The sequence below is a fragment of the Olivibacter sitiensis DSM 17696 genome (assembly GCF_000427965.1).
GTDB lineage: Bacteria > Bacteroidota > Bacteroidia > Sphingobacteriales > Sphingobacteriaceae > Olivibacter > Olivibacter sitiensis.
Genome location: NZ_ATZA01000011.1, coordinates 79,131 through 104,363, shown reverse-complemented (window position 1 = coordinate 104,363; position 25,233 = coordinate 79,131). Strand labels below are relative to the sequence as shown.

General features: G+C 44.9%; 14 protein-coding genes. 7 read left to right on the top strand and 7 right to left on the bottom strand.

The genetic code is table 11. The annotated features are described in order from the left end of the window. Positions 1 to 23: 23 nt before the first annotated feature. The 3 genes from lptC to A37S_RS0108035 form a co-directional block, all read right to left on the bottom strand. Positions 24 to 629, bottom strand: coding sequence for an LPS export ABC transporter periplasmic protein LptC (gene lptC / locus A37S_RS0108045; RefSeq protein WP_169719462.1), 606 nt, complete (start codon positions 627 to 629; stop codon positions 24 to 26). After that, entirely contained in the window at positions 622 to 1,911 is a 1,290-nt protein-coding gene (bamG, locus tag A37S_RS0108040; protein WP_028296548.1) for a BamG family beta-barrel-assembly machinery protein, read from the bottom strand. The genes lptC and bamG overlap by 8 nt, the downstream gene beginning before the upstream one ends. A gap of 195 nt (positions 1,912 to 2,106) precedes the next feature. Beyond that, on the bottom strand, positions 2,107 to 3,093 hold the full coding sequence (locus A37S_RS0108035) for a DUF6427 family protein (RefSeq protein ID WP_028296547.1): 987 nt from the start codon (positions 3,091 to 3,093) through the stop codon (positions 2,107 to 2,109). A 225-nt stretch (positions 3,094 to 3,318) separates the two neighbouring features. On the opposite strand from A37S_RS0108035, the gene trhO reads away from it, so the two are divergent. The 7 genes from trhO (at position 3,319) to bglX (ending at position 17,984) form a co-directional block, all read left to right on the top strand. After that, a complete protein-coding gene (gene trhO / locus A37S_RS0108030) occupies positions 3,319 to 4,290 on the top strand; it encodes an oxygen-dependent tRNA uridine(34) hydroxylase TrhO (RefSeq protein ID WP_028296546.1) in 972 nt (323 codons plus the stop codon). Between the two features lie 122 nt (positions 4,291 to 4,412). Beyond that, positions 4,413 to 7,241, top strand: a complete 2,829-nt coding sequence (locus A37S_RS0108025) for a helix-turn-helix and ligand-binding sensor domain-containing protein (protein ID WP_169719461.1) — start codon at positions 4,413 to 4,415, stop codon at positions 7,239 to 7,241. A gap of 333 nt (positions 7,242 to 7,574) precedes the next feature. Continuing rightward, positions 7,575 to 10,604, top strand: a complete 3,030-nt coding sequence (locus tag A37S_RS0108020; protein ID WP_028296544.1) for a SusC/RagA family TonB-linked outer membrane protein — start codon at positions 7,575 to 7,577, stop codon at positions 10,602 to 10,604. An 18-nt stretch (positions 10,605 to 10,622) separates the two neighbouring features. Then, positions 10,623 to 12,125 carry a RagB/SusD family nutrient uptake outer membrane protein gene (locus A37S_RS0108015; protein WP_028296543.1) on the top strand — a complete coding sequence of 501 codons (1,503 nt, stop codon included), beginning with the start codon at positions 10,623 to 10,625 and terminating at the stop codon, positions 12,123 to 12,125. A gap of 78 nt (positions 12,126 to 12,203) precedes the next feature. After that, the gene (locus A37S_RS0108010) at positions 12,204 to 13,580 is read left to right on the top strand and encodes a glucoamylase family protein (protein WP_028296542.1); all 1,377 of its coding nucleotides are present in this window, start codon (positions 12,204 to 12,206) and stop codon (positions 13,578 to 13,580) included. Between the two features lie 215 nt (positions 13,581 to 13,795). Beyond that, positions 13,796 to 15,526, top strand: a complete 1,731-nt coding sequence (locus A37S_RS0108005) for a family 43 glycosylhydrolase (RefSeq protein ID WP_036601745.1) — start codon at positions 13,796 to 13,798, stop codon at positions 15,524 to 15,526. A gap of 133 nt (positions 15,527 to 15,659) precedes the next feature. Further along, positions 15,660 to 17,984 (top strand): beta-glucosidase BglX, encoded by a 2,325-nt coding sequence (gene bglX, locus A37S_RS0108000; RefSeq protein ID WP_211229741.1) that lies wholly within the window; start codon positions 15,660 to 15,662, stop codon positions 17,982 to 17,984. Positions 17,985 to 18,117: 133 nt separating this feature from the next. On the opposite strand, the gene A37S_RS23970 is transcribed toward bglX, so the two are convergent. The 4 genes from A37S_RS23970 to A37S_RS0107980 form a co-directional block, all read right to left on the bottom strand. Then, positions 18,118 to 18,873, bottom strand: coding sequence for a 3-keto-disaccharide hydrolase (locus A37S_RS23970; protein ID WP_036601796.1), 756 nt, complete (start codon positions 18,871 to 18,873; stop codon positions 18,118 to 18,120). An 80-nt stretch (positions 18,874 to 18,953) separates the two neighbouring features. Next, complete coding sequence (locus A37S_RS0107990; RefSeq protein ID WP_028296539.1) at positions 18,954 to 22,349, bottom strand: DUF1080 domain-containing protein; 3,396 nt, start codon at positions 22,347 to 22,349, stop codon at positions 18,954 to 18,956. Positions 22,350 to 22,379: 30 nt separating this feature from the next. After that, positions 22,380 to 23,651 (bottom strand): Gfo/Idh/MocA family oxidoreductase, encoded by a 1,272-nt coding sequence (locus A37S_RS0107985; RefSeq protein WP_028296538.1) that lies wholly within the window; start codon positions 23,649 to 23,651, stop codon positions 22,380 to 22,382. A 101-nt stretch (positions 23,652 to 23,752) separates the two neighbouring features. After that, positions 23,753 to 24,847: a Gfo/Idh/MocA family protein gene (locus tag A37S_RS0107980; RefSeq protein ID WP_028296537.1), complete on the bottom strand. Its 1,095-nt coding sequence runs from the start codon at positions 24,845 to 24,847 to the stop codon at positions 23,753 to 23,755. Between the last annotated feature and the right edge of the window lie 386 nt (positions 24,848 to 25,233).

Genomic DNA, 25,233 nt, shown 5'->3' with positions numbered 1-25,233 from the left:
AAGCTTCGTGTTTCTGAAGACCTTTATATGCCTTCATTATCCTTAAGCTGATAGGTAGAGGTCATGTTCATGATCTTCCGGTTTTTGAAGTTTTCGTCAGATTCGAAGGAAGTGCCCTCTACTATATCCCCATTTGGAGAGGTAATGGTGAGCGGTAATGTGTTGTAAAATATCCTACGACCATCGTCCCAGTACAATTCCTCTGATTTGAAAACCGTCCCATCGGCCATGGTTGCCACTACATTGTTGCGTAATTCCACAAGCTGTTCTTTCTCTCTATATATGCCATATTTTGATGTTACCCTGCGGTCTTCTTGCTGTTTCTCATTGTAGAAAATAACTAAAATGTCGTCTGGAAACTCGTAAAATTTGCTCGTATCTCCATGCTGTATCATTTTTGACGATATTAATTTTGCTTTTACCATAGCGGAATCGCTATAAATAAGCTCCACCCCTAAAGAGATATCCTGAGGGGTTTCACTGAGAGAAGAGACTCTTTGGATTTCCTTTAGGTCATTTTCGCAGGCTGATAGCAGCAAGGCTGCCATGGCTACTAATGGCAAAAGCATCCTTTTGTTGATAAGGATGCTTTTTTTGAAAAAATCAATATGTTTAAATGCCTTAGTCATATCTGTACCTTTGGAACCAGCGGTCATTGAGCATAAAGGCAATGTTGAAATTGAAATAATTGTCTTTCACGAGGCCTCCACTTGCTTTGCCCCGTTGGCCGTACTCTGCCGAGAGATTGATGCGGTAAATGGCACTCGGGTTGCTGGAGACGATGGGCAATCCTAAACCTGCGGAGACAGCCATGTCGTTTATGTCTTGATCGCGTATCTTCATGTAGGTTTTGTCGTAGCGCAAGCCTATGCGGTAATCCACAACTTGAAGGTAGCGGGTAGAGTTGAAGTTCGGAGTGATCTGAAAGCCAAGCGAGGCTCCATAGGCATTTTGGAAGTTTGGATTTGTATTCCCTTCTCTGTATGCTGACCAGTTGGCATACCTCACATCGCCTGCAATGATCAATTTGTTGAACTTATTGACACTGAAACCTAAACTATGCCTTTGTGGCATCTTAATGTCGTAGCGATTCCCTTCAGAATAACTAATAGTGTCTACTACGCTATTACTACTTTGTTCTATCCTTACCTCTGCATACGTTGGTGTAGCCCTAAGATTCTGGCCGAGGTTGTTGGTATAGCCCAGTGTAAATTCGGTTTTTTCGTTGAGATTGATGTGGAATTGCGCTCCCAAATCATAACTCAAGCCGTGTACCTCACGCTTATTTTCAAGACGCGTGTTCAGGGCGCCTATCGTATTGGGGAGCTCTATTCCTTGGATATTGCTAAGCTGGCCAAAGATGTAAGACACATTAGCGCCGACGCTAAAATACTTGCCTATCTGAATGCCGTAGCCAAAGTAGGCTTTGTTGAGACCACCCTCTCCAGAATAGACTTTGTTCATCAACGTGGTATCACCAGCAATGGTCTCCCGTTGAGCATAGGCGTACCCCATGTCTGTATAGGGCAATAAACCAAAACTAAGTGCCGATCTTTTTACGACAGGAATAGCAAAAGCCAAATGGCTTAAAGCAAAATTTCCACTGCTTTCACTTACACCATCCCTATTAAGAATAGTCCTATTCATGTAGATGCCAGCATCCATGACCGTTATGCCAACGGAAGAGTAGGAGGCGGGATTTGCCAAGTTAATATTGCTAGAGTAGGTATTTAGTCCGCGTATGCCCGTCGTAACCCCTCCCAAAGCACGATATTGAGGTAAAACATCGCCCCGATAAAGGCCCAAGCCGTATTGAGAGTAAGGGGAGCTGCTATTCGTTTGTGAGATTGCATTGATGCACCAACCTATTAATATGAAGGATAATAAGTATTTTTTTAACGGATAATCCATTTCTATATATATGTCAATATCTATTGCTCAGTTTTGAGACTTGGGACGTAAAATACAAGGCAAAGAAAAATGTTCTTACGAGAACGCTATGCCAATTAATTATGCAATAATAAATTAGTCAGCAAAGCTATTTATTTTTTGTGGGCTTTGGTATCTCATTTTGTTAAAAAAGGTTAAACACATGGGTTATAAAGTTTAAAAGAACTGAAAATAAAGTATACTTATAAGTAACAAGAGGTACATACTTTCATATAACCACTTTATTTTTGCATGATCGAAATAATAGGCCATGTATATGGAGATAGGTATTAAGCTGAGTATGAAATGATAGTCTGGATAATCATCCTTTAATGCGATTGATAGTATTGACAATAATAGCATAAAAAAAAGTAATTGGAATGCTTTCCTTACGTGCACGATGCTTTTAAAGAAATTCTCCCGCAATGAATTGAGAAACAGGAGTAATATCAATACGAGTGGAATCAAAACGAGGTAGTCGTAATGATCGATATTGAATTTTAGTTCTATGGGGAATGGCTGCTTCAACGGAGACCAAATAGTATAGAAATCTGCCATCTTGTCGTGCCAAAAGTATATAATACCCAGAAGAAAATAGATGGTGAGAAAGCCAATGATGCTGGCGACCCATTCTCGCCAATTGAAAGGTCTGAATAGGATTAATGCGATCCATAATGAGGGAAACATCGCCAGGAAAGGGAAATAGATTAGGCTGCCCACGGCGACGATCATGCCCATGTCGAATATTGCTGCCAGCGCGCTTCCAGAATGATAAATATTCAAAGCTTTGTCTAGCATCCATATTAACAGAAAGTTACATATTAAGGTGGGTGTCAAAGCCAAAAAAGGGAGAAGTAGACTCGCATTGGTAACGTACATTAGTGCAGGAAGAAAAGTGCTGTTGCCCAGTATATTATACTTATTTACTACAGCGTTGAGTAATAGCGCTTGTATAATAGTAATGGCGAGCGTGATGAGCACGTTGGTAAGTGGAGTCAGCTGCACGTGGGTCAAGATGCCTACGAAATCTGTTATTGCTGGTTCGAAAAGGGTTGGATGGTAATATTCAGGAAGCTTGAGCAAGGCAGCCAAACAGAGGATAAATCCTATTCCTGTCAAGAAAAACAAATTGGCTGGTGTAAACTTCCTAAAGAGATCGATCATGTGAAAAAGTAAAAAGACAAAATTAAAAATTAAAAAACGAATTTATCTCAAACCTCCGCTCTTTCGCAAGCAAAGCAAGGATAAAGAAGTTACGGACTGAAATGATCAATGTCAAACAACCCAACCTCTATTGTGACGAGGATCATTTACTTAATTGTCCCATAAGTCGTATCTTTGCCGCAAAATTTTAACATTAAACGCCGTTTGCAGCGGTATCAATGACATATGAAGACATATCAGACATTGCTGTACTATTGTTACAGCCCTATCGACGACGCGGAAGAATTTGCCAACCAACATTTGGAATTTTGTAAATCACTGGGCTTAGTAGGTCGTATCATTGTGGCCGATGAAGGGCTGAATGGAACGGTATCGGGCACCAAGGAGGCTTGCAAGGCTTATATGGATGCCATTCATGCCGACCATCGATTTGCGAAAACCGACTTCAAGATCGATGAGGTAGACGAGCCTTCCTTTATCAAGATGCACTGTCGTTATAAGCCTGAGATCGTGCATTCCGGTCTTCGCGACCCAAAGGTGATAGACCCCAATAAGGAAACGGGAAAGCACTTGGAGGCCAAGGAGTTTTTGGAGATGAAAGACCAAGACGACGTAGTGGTGTTGGACGTCCGCTCAGATTATGAGCATAAATTGGGGCATTTTAAGAATGCCGTGACTTTGGACATCGAAAATTTTCGTGATTTCCCAAAAAAGATCAATGAGCTGGCCAAGTATAAAGACAAGAAGATATTGACCTACTGTACTGGAGGCATCAAATGCGAAAAGGCATCTGCCTTGTTGTTGAAAGAAGGGTTCAATAATGTTTATCAGTTACATGGAGGCATCATCAAATATGGTAAAGAAGTAGGGGGGAAGGACTTCGAAGGCAAATGCTATGTTTTTGATAATCGTGTAGCTGTGGAAGTAAACCATGTAAACCCGACGGTGGTTTCCAGATGCTTCAACTGTGGTAAGGTGACGGCAAAGATGATCAATTGCGCTAATCCAGAATGCAACGAACATTTTACGCAGTGCGATGAATGCGGCTGGGAAATGGAAGGTTGCTGTTCCGAGGCATGCAAGGGACATCCACGCAAACGCCCATACGATGGAACGGGGTATTACGTAAAAGTGCCCCAGGCAGTAAACCTGAGCAAGCGTAAGCATAAAAAATTTACTTCAAATAGCGAGGCCTAGCTGTAAGCCTCCACATATAAAAAAGTCCTATCTTTGAAAACCCAAAGTATAGGACTTTTTTTATGATGCGCTTTGCTAAGACACATTTTTTCTCGCTTTTTCTTTCTTGGCTATGTACACATATGGGAATGTGTTCGTACGCTTTGCCTCAGCAGGGCACCCCATTATTGCAGAATTACACTAAGGCGGTTTACAAAGCCGAAAACCAGAATTGGTCCACTGCATGTGCCCCGAACGGCGAGATGTTCTTTGGCAACAACGCGGGACTTCTGCATTATGACGGTGCTTTTTGGCATACCTACTATATGCCGGGCAATAAGATCGTGCGTAGCATTGCCATCGCTCCCGATGGTAGGGTATATGCAGGAGCCCATGCCGAGTTTGGTTTTTGGGAGAAAAATAGCTTCGGCAAATATAGCTATACCTCTTTGAGCAGACACCTGAAAGGTCAACATGCCGTGGACGATGAGGTCTGGAAAATCTATGTGGATGGCGATCGCGTTTTCTTTCAGTCTTTTTCCACCATATATGTCTATGAGGATGGAAAAATACGTGTTCTTTCGGCCCACAGACCTTTCCTCTTTTTGTTAAAGACCAATGGGGATTATTTCATCGAGGTGATAGGAGAAGGGCTGCATCGATTGAATGGAGACAATAAACTGTTGCCTGTGAAAGGAAAGGAATTGATAGGGGACTCCCATATCATGTCCATCCTTCCCTTTGGGGAGAATTACCTCGTAGGGACTTCAAGGAGGGGGCTTTACCTCTTGACAGACAAGGGGTTATTTCCGTGGCATAATGAGGCAAACGAAAAGTTGCAGATGGCGCAGCTCAACAATGGATTGAAGCTTGATGCAGGATATTTTGTGTTTGGTACTATACTAGACGGGGTGTTTATAATTGACGATGGCGGCAAGCTCATTCAACACATCAATAAGAACAATGGTTTACAGAACAATTCCGTGCTTAGCCTGGGCACGGACATGCAGGGGAGCGTGTGGCTGGGGCTAGACAATGGAATAGACCGCATCGAGGTGCAGTCTCCGCTATCATATTATGCCAACAACAACAATAACCTGGGCACGGTATATACAACCTGTTTGTACAATGGTGCCATCTATGTAGGCACTAACCAAGGGCTATATGTAAGTGCATGGGAGAGCAGTATGGCAGGAAGCGATTTTGACTTTCAACTTATTCCCCATACACAAGGACAGGTGTGGGATCTTTCGGTCGTGGATGGTGAGCTACTTTGCGGGCATAATTCGGGTACTTTCCGAATCGAGGGAAATAAGGCCGTTTTGATTTCGAAGGAGACGGGTGGCTATATGATGGCCAAAACTACTTTCAATGATTCACTCCTGATACAAGGGACATACACAAATTTGACCACGTATAGAAAAAATGCCAGGGGTTGGCAATTTGCACATGTACTGGAAGGGTATCAAGCCCCAGCCCAATTTATTCAATTGTCCGGGACTACCATTTGGGCAAGTAGTTTCAAAGGATTGTATAAATTACAGGTAGATAGCGCTTTTAGTCAGGTATTGCACAAGGAGAAGTATGACGAAGGCAGTGGGTTGCCAAAGAGTTTGTACATCAATGTATTCGGGCTGGAGGGTAGGCCGATTTTTGCTACCGAAAAGGGTTTTTACCTGTATGACGATATTAGTAATCGCTTTTCGGACTATACTTCACTGAATAAGATTCTGGGAACTTTTGCTAGCAGTAACAAGGTGATTCCCGCAGGGGGAGGGAATTATTGGTTTGTAAGAAAAGGAAAAATTGCCAAGGTTTCTTTTGCCAGTGGTGGCAGGATCGCCATAGACTCGACCTCTCTTAGGCCACTTGAAAGTAGAATCATGGCTTATTATGAGAATATAAATACCTACGGCCACGATTTTTCCATCATTAGCCTGGACGATGGTTTTGCGATTTACAGAGAGGCAGGCAATGCAGATAGAAACTATTTTTCATCTCTGAAGCCTCAGATCAATAGGGTAGAGTATATTGGTGACAGTATACCGAAAGCCTACGCTTTTTTGACCGATAGTATTGTAAAGATAAGCAATAGGCACAACAATATCTTGATAAGCTATGCTATACCCTTTTATGCTCAATCTCCTATGGTATATCAGTACAAGGTGATTGGTTACAATGACACCTGGTCTACATGGCAGGGACAAGCACAACGGGAATTGGCTAATCTACCGGTAGGTGTATATCAACTAGTAATTCGGGCAAAGAATGCAAATGGGCTGCTTTCCAAGGAAAGCACGCTGCATTTAGAGATTTTACCCCCTTGGTACCGTACAGGTTTGGCTTATTGTATTTACTGTCTGCTGCTCATTTTGCTCGGCCTATTTATTAGAAAATGGTATATGCACAAGCTCGATAAACATCAATTGGCCCTAAAGCAAAAACTGGAAGAAGAGCAAAGGCAGGTGATGTTGCAAAAGCAGGTCGAAGCCGAGAAAAGGGAGGCGAAGTTCCGAAACGAGCAGCTCGAAAGGGAGCTAGCCATCAAAAATAGGGAACTGGCCAATTCTTCCATGAACATTGTCTATAAAAATGAATTGCTGAACAATATTCATGAAGAGCTGATGCACCTTAAAGATGAGGAGGGTAGGAAGCTTTCCAATGAGCATCTTAGGAAAATAAACAAGATTATTGAAGATGCCCGAAGTGATGAGCGTGATTGGATCATGTTTGAAGAAAGTTTCAATGAGGCGCACGGCAATTTTTTCAAAAAACTTAAAACGGATTTTCCGCAACTCCTACCAAATGACCTCAAGTTATGCGCCTATCTGCGCATGAATATGTCCAGTAAGGAAGTAGCATCTCTGCTCAACATTACTACCCGCGGCGTGGAAATACGCCGCTACAGATTGCGTAAAAAGCTCAATTTACATACAGACCAAAACCTGAGCGACTATCTCATGCAAGTGTAAACCGCTTAAAATACTACATCATTACTACTACAATGACTTTGTGTATTGTGTACACACAAGAATGGTTTTTGATGTATTTTGATTTCATTGTAACTATTTGTTTTTAAGTGTTTTGTGTTAATTCTTGTTATGTTTTGAGCAGTAAATTTATATTCTGATGTATAAATGTTGAGGTGAAAAATGCCTTTCTCAAGAAACTTTTAGCAGATTTTTGCATTGTTATCTAACCAGAAAGTGCAGTAGGTGAGTGAGTACTCAATTTAATGGCTATAAGGTATAGAGGACAGCTAACTGTATTATAATTTTTAACCAATTTAACGATTTAAACAACGCATGAGGAAATTAATTACTTGTTGCTTACTGGTACTATGCTTGTTTTCTTTTGGGGCGGCAGTAGCTCAAGAAAACATTACCGTAGTAGGCAAGGTCACCGACTCATTGGATGGATCTGGTATACCCGGAGTCAGTGTTTTGGTAAAGGGAACTAGCCAAGGTGCGCAAACAGATGCCAATGGAAATTATCGGATAGAGGTTCCCAAGAATGGCATTTTGGTGTTCAGTTTCATCAGTTATCGAAAAGTCGAGCTGCCTGTAGCTGGACGTACAAACATCAATGTTGCATTGGAGAGTGAGAGCACACAATTGGATCAGGTGGTGGTGATAGGCTATGGTACTGCTCAGAAGCGGGATTTGACGGGAAGTATAACTCGTGTAAGTGGTGAAGAACTAGCAGATAAACCGGCAACTAATCCAATTGCATCCATCCAAGGGAAAGTAGCTGGCGTGCAGGTTGTCAATTCCGGCCGGCCGGGACAAAATCCCGACGTCAGAATAAGGGGTACCAACTCTATTAATAATGTAAGTCCTTTGTACGTAGTAGATGGAATATTGAACGACAATATCAATTACTTAAATCCAGCGGATATAGAGTCAATGGAAGTGCTCAAGGATCCGTCATCTTTGGCTATATTTGGTGTACGGGGTGCAAATGGCGTTATCGCCATCACAACCAAACAAGCCAAGGAAGGTCAACTTAACTTCAATTTCAACTCTACAGTCGGCTTTAAGGAGGTCTCTGATAAGATGAAAATGACGGATGCTGCTGGTTTCCGTACCTTGTATGACGAACAGCTAACCAATCAGGGGTCCGTGCCTTTCAATTATGACAATTGGACAGGAAACACCGATTGGCAAGATGAGATATTTCAGAAAGGGGTGTTGAATTACAACAATATCAGTGTCAGTGGCGCTTCGGAGAAAAATAAATTCTACATGGGGCTCGGCTACACAATAGACCAAGGTATTATCAAGCATGAGCAGTTGGACAAGGTGACGATTAGCATCAATGACCAATTGAGTATCACGGATAATTTTAGGGTGGGCATGAACTTCAACGGTTATCAATCTAAATTACCTCCTCCTGAAGCACAAATGGAGGGAGCTGTAGCAAGTGCATTAAGGGCAGCTCCTATAGCGCCTGTGTTTAATGAAGCTTACGGTCTTTACCATACATTACCCAATTTCCAGCGTGCGCAGATCAACAATCCTATGACGAATGTGGAATTGCGGAGAGGACATTTCATCAATCACGAATATCGTGGGGTGGGTAGTGTATTTGGCGAACTTGACTTCTTGGAGCACTTTACCTTCAGAGCATCATTTTTGGCAGATTATGGCTTTAATAAAGACAGATCCTATACACCATTAATCAATTTCTATAATCCAGATCTGACAGGAGATGACAAAACGGATAGGACCGGGTTGCTTACTTCTGTTTCTCAAGGACAAAGTACGCTCGCAAAACTGCAATCGGATTGGCTTTTGACTTACAAGAACACCTTTGGTGAACATTCATTAACGGCCATGGTGGGATATACTACCTATAGTACCCGCTATGAAGGACTGACAGCTTCACGAGGACAAGGCACAGGCGATCCGATTCCGGATGATCCAAATAAATGGTTTGTGGGTATAGGCTCTAGTGATACGCAAGAGAGTGATGGTACGGCTTGGGAGCGACGTACTATTTCTTACCTAGGGCGTGTATTGTACAATTACCAAGGAAAATACCTGCTGAATGCGTCTTTTAGAAGGGACGGTAGTTCTGCGTTTATAAGGAGTAATCCATGGCAGAATTTTGGATCAATAGGTGCAGCATGGGTACTGAGTGAAGAGAGCTTCATGAGTGATGTATCGTTCATGGACAACTTAAAGTTGAAGGGATCTTGGGGAGTGCTCGGCAACCAAAACACGGGCGACGATTATCGTTATCCTATGTTCCCCTTGTTGGTGGCCAATAGTTCGGCAGTATTTGATGGAAACATCTTTCCGGGTTATGAACCACAGTACATAGCAGATCCCAATCTGCAATGGGAAACGGTAACTGCATGGGAAGCAGGCTTTGAATTTACAGGCTTTGCAAATAAGCTGACGTTGGAAGCTAATTACTACAATAAGCTAACTAGGCATATCATGGTCGAAGTTCCGGGATTATTGGGTACGAAACCGGGATTATCCAATCAAGGAACTATTAAAAACAATGGTATAGAACTGGCGGCTAACTGGAGCCAACGGCTCAGCGACGACTGGTCGTTTACTGTAGGGGGTAACCTGACCACCTTGTCCAACAATGTTGAATTTTTGGTAAATGATGGATATCAGATTCTCCGTGATGCTTCTCGTACCACCGTGGGATATCCGATAGGCTATTTCTTTGGATATGTACACGACGGTATTTATCAAAATGCCGCCGAAGCAGAAGCCGCTCCAGAGAACGGCTTGGGAACCGGTGGCAATTTCCAGCCTGGCGATATTCGATATCGGGACCTAAATGGCGATGGAATAATCGATGCCAACGACCGTACTATGATAGGTAATCCAACTCCTGATTTTACTTATGGCGCCAATATAGGGATCACTTATAAGCAATTGGATTTTGGAGTTGAAATAATGGGCGTGCATGGAAATGAGATTTTCCGGGACTGGAACCGAAATGAATTTGCACAGTTCAACTTTCTGGAAGACCGATTGAACAGATGGCATGGAGAGGGAACTTCCGACTGGGAACCAATAATGAATACTTCCAGAGGTAACAACCGACAAATTTCCAGCTACTATATTGAAGATGGTAGTTTTGTGCGGATTCGTAATCTTCAGCTGGGGTACAATTTCAGCAGCGACGTAATTCAACGTTTGCACTTGAAAAGTCTACGCTTGTTCCTGAATGCACAAAACCCATTTACGTTTGCCAAAAATACTGGATACACGCCTGAAATTGGTGGGTCGGCTATCCAGTTTGGTGTTGATAACGGAACCTATCCAGTTCCTGCAATTTATACTTTTGGCGTTAACCTGAATTTTTAAAACCTGTAAATTTTTGTTATGAAAATGAATAATGATAAATATAAAATAGGAAGATCAGGTTTCACAAGCTTGTTCATCCTTGTGCTGCTGCTTGCATCTTGCGGAGAAGGTTGGCTCGGTGGAGATCCTTTGGGCAGACTGACTGAAGAAGATATCCCCGCAGGGTCTTTGGAGGGACAAGTATTTGGTATATACGCTGGTTTGCGTAGCGAAGGAACTAGTGGACTGCCTTACGTTTCTATTCATAATATAAGGGCAGATGATGCCGATATAGGTGGTGGCCCTGGAGACGAGGCGGGGGCTGGTCCTATATTTGATGATTTTCAATATCCTTTGGATTACTGGTTAATCAACAATTACTGGTCAGATCATTATAGTTTAATTGCTTTGACGAATAACCTTATTAGTGATGCAGACAGTATTGAAACTCCCACCGATCTCACGGCCATTAATGTCGCTGAGGCCAAGTTTGTACGCGCTTTCGCCTACTTCAATCTGGTTCGTGCGTTTGGAGAAGTACCCAAAGTCGATTTTCGTATCTATACGCAAGATCAGGCAATCGTACCCAAATCTACTATCGCTGAAATTTACGCATTGATAGATGCCGACCTAAATGAAGCTGTTGGCCTTCTTCCCCTGTCGTGGGAGGACCGGTTTGTTGGTCGTATAACGCGCGGGGCGGCATTGGCTTTGCAAGCAAAGACCTATTTAGCAAGAGGTAACTGGAATTCGGCATTAGCCTCGGCACAAGCTGTCATGTCGTCCGGTGAATATAACTTGAATGTACCCTATGATATGATTTTCAGGGAGGAAAGTGAGAACAGCGCTGAGTCTGTTTTTGAGATTCAAGCCCATTATACGCAGAATATCACCAATTTGGGCATTACTTTAGCCAGCAGACAAGGCGTTCGGGGGGCTGGAGAATTTGACCTGGGCTGGGGCTGGAACGTGCCAAACCAAGTTCTATTAAATGCCTTTGAGGAAGATGATCCACGGAAAGATGTAACTGTTTTGTACTCCGATAGTGTGAACACGCCTTATGGCGAACGTATCCCTGGGGGATTGGACCGAGCTTACTGGAACAAGAAAGTTTATACAAATCCATCCATACGCCGATCAACAGGTAATAGGCAGGGGCCCTGGTTCAATTTCAGGGTTATCCGCTATGCAGATGTGGTTCTTATGGCAGCAGAAGCTGCTAATGAAATTGGAAGTACAGATCTTGCTTTGGAGTATTTGGAACAAGTGCGGGCAAGGGCTAGGGGAAACAATAACGAAGTGTTGCCTGAGTATACAACTCGAGATCAAGAAGAGCTGCGCCAAGCCATTAGACATGAACGCCAAGTGGAGCTAGGCATGGAAAACGAACGCTTCTTTGACCTGGTTCGCTGGGGGATAGATGTGGAAACATTTCATGCTGCTGGAAAAACAGGTTACCAAATCCGAAATAGGTTCTTGCCTATTCCCCAACCAGAAATTGACAGATCTGGAGGTGTGCTTACGCAAAATCCAGATTATTAAAATCTAACGATATGTTATGCGGCCTATAAAGCATCAATTGCATGCTTTATAGGCTTTACCTGACCTATAGAAATACTTATGGAAAAACATCCCTATCTGCTTATATCCTTATTGTTGATCACTTTGTTTGGCTCGGTGACATCCTGTAATAGTGAAAAGCGGCAGGAAGTTGAACAAACTGAACAAGGGCAAGACCCCCTCTCCAACGACTCTCTCCTCACCCTGGTGCAGCAACAGACCTTTCAGTACTTTTGGGATGGGGCAGAGGAAACCTCTGGCCTGGCTCGGGAACGAATCCACATCGATGGCGATTATCCGCAAGATGATTATAATGTGGTAACCACTGGGGGCGGGGGTTTTGGTGTCATGGCCATTCTGGTGGGCATCGATCGGGGTTTCGTCACTCGCCAGGAAGGTGTGGAGCGCCTGATTAAGATTGTCAATTACCTCGAAAAGGCCGACCGTTTTCATGGTGCTTGGCCCCATTGGTTGCATGGGCCAACGGGTAAGGTAAAGCCTTTTGGTACCAAGGATAATGGTGGAGATCTGGTAGAAACCGCGTTCATGGCACAAGGACTCATCTGTGTGCGGGAGTACTTTGCCCAAGGCAGCGAGCAAGAGCAACTACTTGCAAAGAAGGTAGACAAACTCTGGAAAGACATTGATTGGAATTGGTACAGGAAAGGTAACCAAGATGTGCTGTATTGGCACTGGAGCCCCAATTACGGATGGGAAATGAACTTTCCTTTGGAAGGTTATAATGAATGCCTCATTACCTATGTGCTGGCCGCATCCTCGCCCACACATGGTGTACCGGCAAGCACGTATCACAAGGGATGGGCCAGAAATGGAAAGATCGTATCCAATGCCGAACAATACGGCTATAAGGTGGTGCTCAACCATAACTACCATGAAGGTAGTGTAGGGCCACTTTTTTGGGCGCAGTACTCCTATCTTGGTCTGGATCCGGAAGGCTTGAGCGATCAATATGCCGACTATTGGGAACTCAACCGCAACCATACGCTTATACAGCGGGAGTATTGCATCGAGAACCCCAAAGGCTTTAAGGGATACGGCAAAAACGCCTGGGGACTCACTGCTAGTTATTCCGTTAACGGTTATGCCGCCCATAGTCCGAAGGAGGACCACGGTGTTATTACACCCACGGCGGCACTATCGTCATACCCTTATACGCCTGAGTACAGCATGGACGTGATACGTCATCTATATGACAGCCTGGGCAGCAAGGTATGGGGAAAATATGGCTTTTACGATGCCTATAGTGAAACGGACAATTGGTTTCCGCAACGTTATCTAGCTATAGATCAGGGCCCCATTCCCGTGATGATAGAAAACGAACGAACAGGTTTGCTATGGAAATTGTTCATGGGGGCACCGGAGATCAAAGACGGATTGAAAAAATTGGGATTCAAGAGTACGAAGCATCCTTTGTAGGATTTACGATTTTAGATTTAAGATTGGCTGTACGACAAAAATCCTATTTGAACAAAAAAGCGTCATTGCGATGAATGTAATGAAGAAGCAATCTGCTTTTTTGTTCGCCCAGACTGCTTCGCCGTTCCAACTCGCAGTGACGGCATACTATAGGCGGAAATTTGTCGTGCACCCGATTGGATGATGTACGATTTTAGCTATTAGATTTGTGATATATGGCCTACAATTGGAAACGTTTCTTTTTATTGCTATTTTTTATTACAGGTGCGGCTTTGAGCTCAAAAGCGCAGCAGGAGCGTACCTATTGCAATCCCCTCAATCTGGATTACACATACATGATCTATAATGCGCACGATGATATATCCTATCGTTCGGGAGCCGATCCCGCAGTAGTTTCCTTCCGCGGGGAATATTATATGTTTGTCACCCGCTCTATGGGCTATTGGCATTCCAAAGATTTGACAAATTGGACCTTCATTACGCCAGAAAAATGGTATTTTCAAGGTTCCAATGCCCCTGCTGCACACAACTATAAGGATTCCGTACTCTATGTTGCAGGCGACCCATCGGGATCTATGAGTATCTTGTACACAGACAACCCCAAGAAAGGTGATTGGAAAGCCGTTCCAGCCATCCTCAATGACCTGCAAGATCCTGCCATTTTTATCGACGACGATGATCAGGCTTATATGTTTTGGGGATCCTCCAATCAATACCCCATACGGGCCAAAACATTGGATAAGAACCAACGCTTCCGACCTTCAAAAAAGACTTTTGAGCTTTTTAATTTAGATGCGCGGCAACATGGCTGGGAGCGCTTCGGAGAAAATCATACAGATACTGTCCTAGGTGGTTACATAGAAGGTCCTTGGATGACGAAGCACAATGGTAAATATTACCTGCAGTATGCGGCTCCGGGAACGGAATTTAATGTGTATGGAGACGGTGTCTACGTTGCCGACCACCCCTTAGGCCCATATCAGTATGCTCCTAACAATCCCATCGCCTACAAGCCGGGGGGCTTTGCCAATGGCGCAGGGCACGGTAGTACCGTGTTAGGGCCAGAAGGGCAGTATTGGCACTTTGGTTCCATGGCACTCTCTGTCAATGTCAATTGGGAGCGACGCATTTGTCTGTTCCCCTCTTTTTTCGACGCGGATGGATTGATGTATAGCGATACCTATTTTGGTGACTATCCGCATTATGCACCCGCAGCAGTTAACCAGAAAGGGGCTTTCACCGGATGGATGTTGCTGTCGTATAATAAACCCGTCACGGTATCTTCGCAGGTAGATAGCTTTCCCGCACCGAACATAGTGGATGAAAATATCAAGACATTTTGGCTTGCTGAACAGGGCGATGCGCAGCAATGGGTACAGATCGATCTCTTGCATACTTCTTCTATAAAGGCCATACAGGTCAATTTCCATGACTATCAGTCTGGGCTTTACGGCAGGGTGCCCAATCTTTATCACCAATACCTTATAGAAGGCTCTGTGGATGGCAAGAGCTGGCAAACGCTGGTAGACAAGCAGCAAAACAGAACGGATGTGCCCAATGATTATGTCATGCTGGAAAAGGAGGCCAGAGCGCGCTATATCCGTTTCCGCAATATCCATGTGCCTACGCCGCATCTGGCTCTTTCCGGCCTGCGTATTTTCGGGAAAGGCACAGGTAAGGCCCCGGCAAAGGTTAGCCAATTTCTGGTGGAGCGCCAGACGGACAGTAGGGATGCAAAAATTTCCTGGCAGAAACAAAAGAACGCACAGGGTTATAATATCCTATGGGGCATTGCGCCAGATAAGCTTTATAACTCGTGGATGATATATGATAATGATTCTTTGGAACTCAAAAGCCTCAGTAAAGGACAAGACTATTATTTTGCAATAGAGGCCTTTAACGAAAACGGTATATCGGAAAGATCTGAGGTGAAGAAGAGCAAATAGGATGGTAAATGTGAGACAAGCGAAGTGAGACTAAAGGCCAAAGCTCAAAGACTAAAGTAGTTAAAATAGCTTTGGACTTTCCGCTTTAAGCTTTACATGGCTATTGCATCTTGATACTTTATAATATAAGATAATGAACATGAATAAACTACTTATACTGACCATAGCGGCTATTGTACAGGCTGCTCCTATGGCGCTTGCGCAACGCAATAAAAACAAGAACCTTGCTCTTCAAAAGACTGAAAAGGCGGTTGATATGAATGCTTTTATCGATGATTTGATGGGTAAGATGACCGTAGAGGAAAAAATTGGACAACTCAACTTACCTACTGGGGGCGAAGCTACGACTGGCTCTGCCGTTAACAGCGATCTGGAAGCCAAGATTAAGGCAGGGCAAGTGGGCGGTGTGTTTAGTCTCACCACACCAGAGAGGGTACGCAAGACTCAGGAACTTGCGGTAAACCACAGTCGGCTCAAGATTCCACTTATATTTGGGCAAGATGTTATTCATGGATATAAGACGCTTTTTCCCATTCCTCTTGGGCTGTCGGCAACCTGGGATATGGAGTTGATAGAAAAGACTGCCCGAATTGCTGCCACAGAAGCCAGTGCGGATGGCCTCAATTGGGCCTTTTCGCCTATGGTGGACATATCTAGGGATCCGCGCTGGGGACGCATATCTGAAGGTAGTGGTGAAGATACCTATTTGGGGAGCTTGATTTCTGCTGCCATGGTGAGGGGACTGCAAGGCCATGATCTGGCGGCAAACAATACCCTGATGGCCTGTTTCAAGCATTTTGCGCTCTATGGTGCTGCAGAATCCGGCAGGGACTACAACACCACGGATATGAGCTTGCACAGGATGTACAACGAATACCTGCCTCCCTATAAGGCTGCGGTAGATGCTGGTGCTGGAAGTGTGATGATGTCGTTCAACGATATCAATGGTACGCCGGCTACTGCCAATAAGTGGCTTATGCAAGATGTATTGCGCGGGCAATGGGGTTTTGATGGCCTTATCGTGACCGACTATACGGGAATCAATGAATTGGTAGATCACGGTTTGGGAAATTTGCAGGAGGTGTCGGCTCGTGCGCTGGAAGCCGGAATAGATATGGATATGGTGGGCGAAGGTTTTCTTACCACGCTGAAAAAATCACTGGATGAAGGCAAGGTGACACAGGCCGATATTGATAGGGCCTGTCGAAAGGTCTTGGAGGCCAAGTACAAGTTGGGCTTATTCCAAGATCCCTACAAATACTGTGACGAAGGAAGAGCAAAGAAAGAAATACTATCTAAGGAACATTTGGCTTTGGCCAGGCAGGCTGCGGCAGAATCTTTCGTCCTTTTAAAAAATGAAAATAACACACTTCCCCTGAAAAAAGCGGGCACGGTAGCTCTTATAGGGCCATTAGCTAATACGGGAAGCAATATGCCGGGGACGTGGAGTGTCAACGCCGATCTGGAAAACACGCAATCGCTGTTGGCCGGCATGAAAGAGGTACTGGGAACCAGCGTAAACGTTGTGCATAGCCTAGGTACCAATCTCCTGTCGGATGCCAAGTACCAGGAGCGGGCCACCATGTTTGGCAGGGAGATACCTCGCGACAACAGGCCAGAGGAGGAGATCATTGGAGAGGCAGTAAATATCGCTAGCAATGCCGACGTGATAGTCGCCGCTTTGGGCGAGGCCTCTGAAATGAGTGGCGAAAGTTCCAGCCGTACCGACATTAGCATACCCGAAAACCAACGTAATTTGCTTGAAGCCTTATTGAAGACCGGCAAACCGGTTGTGCTGGTGCTATTCACGGGAAGGCCACTGGTGCTGACTTGGGAACAGGAGCACGTTCCTGCTATACTCAATGTTTGGTTTGGGGGGACGGAGGCTGCCAAGGCCATTACCGATGTGCTTTTTGGAGATGTGAATCCTTCTGGCAAGCTGACGGCTACATTTCCGCAAAATGTAGGACAAGTGCCTATCTACTATAGTCATAAAAATACGGGAAGACCTCTTGGTGAAGGGCAGTGGTTTCAGAAATTCCGTTCCAATTACCTCGATGTTTCCAATGAACCGCTTTATCCATTTGGCTATGGCCTGAGTTATACGAACTTTTCCTATGGCGATATCCAGCTTAGTAAAGATAGTTTTGCAGCAGGAGATTCCATCACTGCAAGTATCACCGTCACCAATACAGGGAGCAAGGAAGGAAAGGAGATCGTTCAGTTCTATACCCGTGATCTGGTAGGCAGCGTTACAAGGCCGGTTAAGGAACTGAAGCATTTCGAGAAGATAAGCCTGAAGCCTGGTGAAAGCAAAACGATAACTTTTAACATCACCGCCGAGCATCTCAAGTTTTATAACAACGAGTTGCAATATGTGGCAGAGCCAGGAGCCTTTAAGCTCTTTGTAGGGTCGAGCTCGCAGGATGTTAAGGAAAAAGATTTTTCCTTGCTATAATTTGATTGCAGAATCTGAAAAATGCCCGAATAGCGCGCCTAGGCGAAAAAGGGAACTAAATCTAAGTGAATTCTATTGAATAGACATGATGCAGGTTTAGACAAAGCCTGCATCAGTCTTGTTTCTTGTTCGTTTACAAATTACGTATCCGAATGTTTCTAAACCAAGCGCTATCGCCATGATCCTGCAATGCAATCTTGCCACGATTTGTGATCTTATAATCGGGATAATCTTTCCATTTTCCTTCGGATTTTTCCTTCTTCCACTCTTCGGTTCCTTCCTGAAAATCGACGATCTTTTTCCCATTCAGCCAATGTTCCACGTGCCCATTGTTGTAGATGATCTTGCTCGAATTCCACTCGCCCACGGGTTTCAGCACTTTTTGACTGCTATCAGCTAGGTTCATCGCATAATTTGCTCCCGTCATCTGCCATTCTTCCAGCTTTTGTGGGAATCCAATATCGTCAATCATCTGGTATTCAGGGCCAGTCTCATAAGGTGCTTTATATTTGGGATCTTCAATGACATGGTACATCACGCCCGAGTTGCCGCCTTTGGCTATTTTCCATTCCCATTCCAGCTCGAAATTGCCGAACTCCTGATCGCTCACGATATCGCCCCCAAAATCCTCTTTGTTTCCTTTTCCTGTACAGGCCAGCACGCCGTCTTGCACTTCCCAGTTCTTGACAGGCTCTGTCTTATTGAAGCCGTGCCATCCAGCAAGGGATTGCCCATCAAAGAGGTCGATCCATTGGCCTTGGATCGTATCTGACTGCACAAGGTTTTCCGTGCTGTCTGCGTTGTTTTCCTGACGGGTTGAGTTTGATTGACAAGAAGCCAGGCTAGCTGCTACTAGGGCCAGGGAGTAAATTTTCATCCTATTGTTCATAATGCTTAATTTATTTTTGGTGTTGTAGAGTCGACTCTTTCTTTGGACGACTTATACTGTTCGCCATTTTGTAAAGAAGTCTATAATCTTTTTATCCTGATATCCTTAAAATGTACTTCGGATCCATGCCCCAGGAAACCCAAGTGACCATTTTTTCGGTGGAGTCCTGGATGGTCACGACCGTCCAACGTACCGTTCTTGGATGAACTGGCAATATCTCCATCGAGTATTACCGTGCCATTCAATGTCACCTTTATCTTGTTGCCTTTTACATAGATTTCCTGTTCGTTCCATTCACCTATAGGGTTGAGATAGCCCCTTTTTGCGGGAATCACGCCATAGACGGAACCGTGATATTGGTATTCCTTTAAATTTTTGTATATCTCGGCCTCGTTATCGAGTACCTGTATCTCCATACCCACATAGGCGGCATCACCTTCCAAGGGAGCTCTTATACCGATGCCGTTGTTTGCTCCAGGAGTGAGCCGAAAACTGAAACGGTAGACGAAATCGCCGTACTCTTCTTTGGAATAAAGATTTCCGCCCGATCCTTTTTGCGGATAACAGGCCAGCGTACCTTCGTTACTGATGACGTAAGCATCTGTATTACCCATCCAAGCATCCAGGTTTGTACCATCGAACAAGACTTGGTAGCCTTCCGCTTTTTCCTTGTCGCTTAGCTTGAAAACTTCTTTTCTCGATATTTCTTTAATGTAGATATCTCGATAGGCCACTTCCGTGCCGTGCGCCTGCAACTCGATCTGTTCTATCGGGAATATGGCTTGGCTTCTGTCCCAATAATTTTCTAAGGTTACGTTGTCGGTTACGAGTTCTCCATTCAGATAAACGGTGACTTTGTCGTCTTTCATGATGATACGGAAGGTATTCCACTCGCCCAACGCATTATCTGCCACTTTCAATGGTTTGCTTTCGTTTTTCTGATTGTTGTACAGTCCTCCCGATCCCACTTGCGCTCCCACGTTTACACGTGAAGTGTCCCATATTTGTACCTGTGGTGTACCTCTTAGGTAGATGCCCGCATCACCTTCTTTGCCTACGGTGCTCAACTTCCAGTCGACCAGCATTTCAAAATCGCCATATTGTTTTACGGTGGCGATATTGTCTCCCTTACCGTTAAAGTAAAGTACGCCATCTTTCGCATACCAACCGCTGCGCATTGCTTCATCGGCCTTAGCCTGCGCGGTCTCCAGTTCTGCGGAACTCATCTCAGCTCTTTTAATGGGATTTTCCACTAGCCCTTTCCATCCCTTAAGGTCTTCCCCGTTAAATAGGGTAACAAAGCCTTGATCGCGCGGTAGTTCGGCAATATGTTTCAATAGCGCCTGTTTTAGGTAATCGCTGTCTTGACCACTCAGCACATCTACTGTTTTATCCAATAGTTGCTTTACCTCAGTGCCGTATAGGGAAGGGTTGTCAAGCGCTATATTGAGCACAGCCATTGCCGCTGCTGAACTCAATTCCGGGTCGTCCAGAAATTTACCAGCAAAAATCAGTGAATTGTAAGTTTTGTTTTGACTCAAGGTACTTAGTATCTGTTTTTTCTGCCTTATATTTTGCGCCCTTTCCATCACATCGCGCAATAGGAGGACGTTCTGCTCAGCAGGAAATTCGCTTTTTGCGATAAGTCTTATGATGCCATCGACCACAAGCTCCAATTGTGTTGTGTCCGTTGTGGTTCGGCTAAGCTTGATCAGTTCGGGCAGAGCCGCTCTGTCATTCCAATTGGAAAGGGCCTCTACGGCAATCGATTTCAATGTTCTGTCATTGTCTTCAAGTGCATGTACCACTGAGGTTAGGCTTTCTTCACCACCGATGCCTGAAAATACGTTTAGGTAAGGTGCTTTTTGTGTGGGATTTGCCTGCTCATAGGCCGTAAGCAGTGCTTGAATGTGCTGTTCCTTCTGTTGGCTGCCTGCCACGACAGTCACTATAGCCTTTTGTACCAGACCGATCTTTTCACCTGCCTCGGCAGTAGAAAGAAGAGAGAGCAAAGTGGGTAGGTTTTCGGCTCTTGCAACAGCAGGTAAGGCGGAAAAGGCAGCTTGCTTTACCGCTATGTCCCCGCTTTTTAGTAAATCGAGCACATGGGGGAAGCTTTCGTTGGCCCTTCTGTTCGTCAATACAGATAATAGTACAACTTGATCTGAAGGGGCGGAGTTGCCGAGTGCGGCCGTTAGCCTATTTGATACGCCATCTCCTTTTAGCGCCAGTAAGGTTTCTTCAATGGCTCGCCTTTCACCGCCGTTGGCCCGTGAAAGTAATTGGAGCAGGACAGGTACTGCTTCTTCTCCCTGCAATTTGCCGTATGCTTTGATGGCTGTGACCTTTACCAAGCTGTCCTTGCTTTTTAAAGCTTTCTCGATATAAGGAAGGGCTGCTGGTTCTTTTGTATTTGCCAAGGTTTTAAGGATTGCGGACTGCGTTTCTAGGCTTGTCTTTTTCAATGTTTTGCCCCAAGCTACCACTTCACGTTCCTTGATATATGGCCGTGCCAACTCTACGGCAGCAATGCTATAGGCAATGTTCTTGTCCCTGGCCGCGTTCAACAAGCTGGGCAGGTACTGTTTGCCTTGTATTTGGGTATAAAGGTCCATTGCCGCAATACGTGTTGATATTTGCTCCTTGTCTGCCGATGATAAGGTCTTGGCCACTTTTTCTGCCAATTCGAGATTGCCTTTTGCAAATGCGTTATAGGCATAATTAATGTAAGAGGCAGTGGCATTAGATTCATCGTAACCAAGATTGGCTTCACTAGCTTTGGTGCGTAAGATGGCTTCTGACGCCGGATCGGCCAATTTTGCCAAGGTGTAAAGAGCAGTTTTTCTCACGTCCCGGTCATCTGCCTGAGCATAAGAAGCTACCGTGCCCGCTGCTTGGGTATAACCTGCATCGCCAATTGCTTGCAATAGATAGCAAATGTTCCTTCCCTCTGCTTTTGGCAATGCAGTAGTCAATGCCACATCTGCTTCCGAGGTGCCTATATTGGCTAAGGCACGTGCAGCTCGGTCGGCTAGGTACCTATCTTGCAGGTAAACCGAAATGACAGAAATCGCGTCATCTTTCGCCGCATTTGCTAATAGGTTAAGAACAAAACCTTTGTTGTCCTTGTCTGACAATTTGTTCAGAGCATCCAATGCTCCTTGTACAAACTTGGCACGAAGGGCTTCGTTTCCGGGCTGCATCACATAGTAGGAATAGCTGTTGGTAGCATATTCTATCTTGGCATTGTCGCCACCTTGCGGTTTTAGTTGCAAGAGCAAAGCACTAATATCTGAGCTCGTGAAACCATCGAGCTGACCGAATGCCGCATTCAATTTACTGGCGTTCTCCGATGGTTGGGTAGCCAATAGATCTGCAATTTTGGTGGTAGAGGTACGCTTGTCGTCTTGCTGTGCCATCGTCCAACTAGGGGCGAGCATAAAAAACAGCAAAGAAGTATATAGGTGATTTTTCATTAAGTGCACTGATTTAGTTTATGTCTCGGTTTAAATGGTCCATGGACCGCGCAATGGTGGGTTAACGAGGCGGTTGGCCGCTTCATCATCAACGAACAGCTGCTTTTCTGGGTCGAACTTTAAGGGCCTTCCCAACCGGAGTGCTACTAGGCCCATATTGACCAAGGTGCAGGAGCGGTGTCCATTATCTTCATTAAGGGCAAATTTCTGCCTTGTCTTTACCGCTTCTACAAAGTCTACCACTTGTTCCTCTGGCTCGGGAAAAGCAGCAAGCTTGTTCTCCAGATCTGGAATATTAGACAGAAAACCGGGATACAATTTGCCATTTGGGCCATCGATATAAGGAATGTTCTCGTCCTTGCCCTCTCCATCTAGTATGATCTTGCAGCCGTCGGCATAGGTGTACTCAATACGTCTCCAAGTACCTACTGCGTCGCTATGTTGTTGAGGTGCATCTATCTCCACCGAGATGGGGCTTTCGTTATCCTTCCCCAGGAAATATTGTAGAGGATCTATGTAATGCTGGCCCATGTCTCCCAGTCCGCCGCCATCGTAATCCCAATAGCCACGGAAAGTCTGGTGTACGCGGTGCGTATTATAGGGTTTGTATTGTGCCGGACCCAGCCACATGTCATAATCCAACTCGGCAGGCACTTGTTCGGGCGCGAGATTTTCCTTCCCTACCCAGTAAAATTTCCAATCAAAACCCGTATGCCGACTTACCGTCACCTTCAGTGGCCAGCCCAGCAGGTCCGAGTCTACCAATTTTTTGATCTTCTTTACCGGCACGCCCATGCCGTAAAAATTGTCCTTGAACCTGAACCAGGTATTGAGCCTGAAGATACGTCCATGTTGTTGTATCGCCTCTTTGACGCGCTTTCCTTCGCCGATGGTGCGAGTCATGGGTTTTTCGCACCAGATGTCCTTTCCCGCGCGGGCAGCCTCTGCTGCCATGATGCCGTGCCAATGGGGTGGCGTGGCAATATGTACGATGTCTACCTCTGGTAGCTGAATGAGGTCTCGAAAATCTGCCAATTGCTTCACACCACTGTCGTTCAGTTGTTGCATGGCGATGGCCAAGTGGCGTTTGTCCACATCGCAGATGGCTACGGTCCTGGTGCCGGCATAGTTGAAATGCCCCCGTCCCATTGAACCTACCCCGATAATGCCCTTTGTCAAATGATCGCTAGGAGCCAAGTAGCCCGTTCCGCCAAGTACGAACCGGGGAACGATGGTGAAGGCTGCTGCGGCCAAGGCGGATTTTTTTATGAAATCACGTCTTGAGGTGGGTTTTTCTTTCATGTTTGCTGTTGTCTAATTTATTATTGAGATCTACTTGCAATATATATAGCGCTAAATTTGGGTCTAATTGGAATTAGTTTTGTAAATTCTTCCATGAGATTTTACTTCACTAAAGTAACAATTTTTCCGGTTTTTACCGATTCGTCGCAGGCAAAGGCAATGCGGAGGCTATTCAAGGCATCTTCCGTAAGGCTGGTTAAGTCGATATCCTCCAGTATCGCTTTCAGAAAAAAAAGCTGCTCGCGTTTGCAAAGTTCTTGATGGTCAGGTTCATCTGTCAGGTCTATCCAAGTGTCTTCTTTTACAAATTCATTGTCTTCATCCGTCTGGGCATGATGGAAGCGTAGCGACTCGGTTTTGGTGTGCGAGGCTACCGAATCAGACTTACCACTTTTGGTGGCTTCCTTAGCCACGATAGATACAGAGCCTTTAGGGCCGATAACGTCCTTGATAAAGAATGCGGTTTCGCTGATCATTGGTCCCCATCCCGCCTCGTACCAGCCTACGGAACCATCTGCAAAACGGATCTGCAATTGGCCATAGTTATAGTTATCGGCAGGGATATCATCGGTGAGTCTAGCCCCTATGGCGTGCACCTGTACTGGATTGCTATTTACCATTTGGCACATGACGTCGATGTAGTGAACACCACAATCAACTATGGGGCTCATGCTTTTCATGAGATTGCGGTGCACGTTCCACATATAGCCATGGCTCTGTTGGTTGAGGTTCATGCGCATCACCAATGGCTTGCCCAGCTGTCCGCTTAGCGCAATGAATTGCTGCCAGGAGGGATGGTAACGTAGGATATAGCCTATCACTAGTTTTTTTCCGGTCCTTTTGGACGCAGCTGCTACGCGTTCAGCACCTTCTATGGTATCAGCTAGGGGTTTTTCTATAAACACATGGCTGCCGTTTTCCATCGCCATGATGGCATAGACCTCATGTGTGTCCGGATAGGTGGAAATACACACGGCATCGGGGGCCGTAGATTTCAATGCTTCGGCATAGTCCGAGAACAGCGGGTATTCCCCACCCAGCAACAGGTTGAGTTTTTCCTTGCTTGTACCCCTTGATACCAGTCCGCAGATCTCGAAATCTATCGATTCATGGTAAACTTGTGCATGTGAAGTCCCCATATTGCCGCAGCCGACTACAAGCACCCGAATTGGTTTATTCTTTTTCGTTACTGTCATTGTCCATTTTTTATTTTGGTTCTAAATACAATCAATGTTGTATAGGCCCAAATCTTGTTTAAGGAAGTCCTGTGTCAATTTGATATCATTTTGGAATAATGACGGAAATAACTAGTGATGGTACTCCCCATTATACACATTGGTTTGTTTATCGAAGATAAGAATATCTGCTGCTTTTCCTACTATCGCTGAACCCTTTCTGTCGCTTCGCCATATTTCTCACTAAGTGGCCTGCAGCGAGCAACTCCCGATCTTTATTTTCCCTTTGTAAGAGAAGCATGGAATAATCTTTTTATCAATTTTTGCTATTGATCACGTTGATCCATTACGGCTGTTAATAAAGCAAAGTGATAACCCTTCCCGTTAGTAATAAACCTTCATGAATA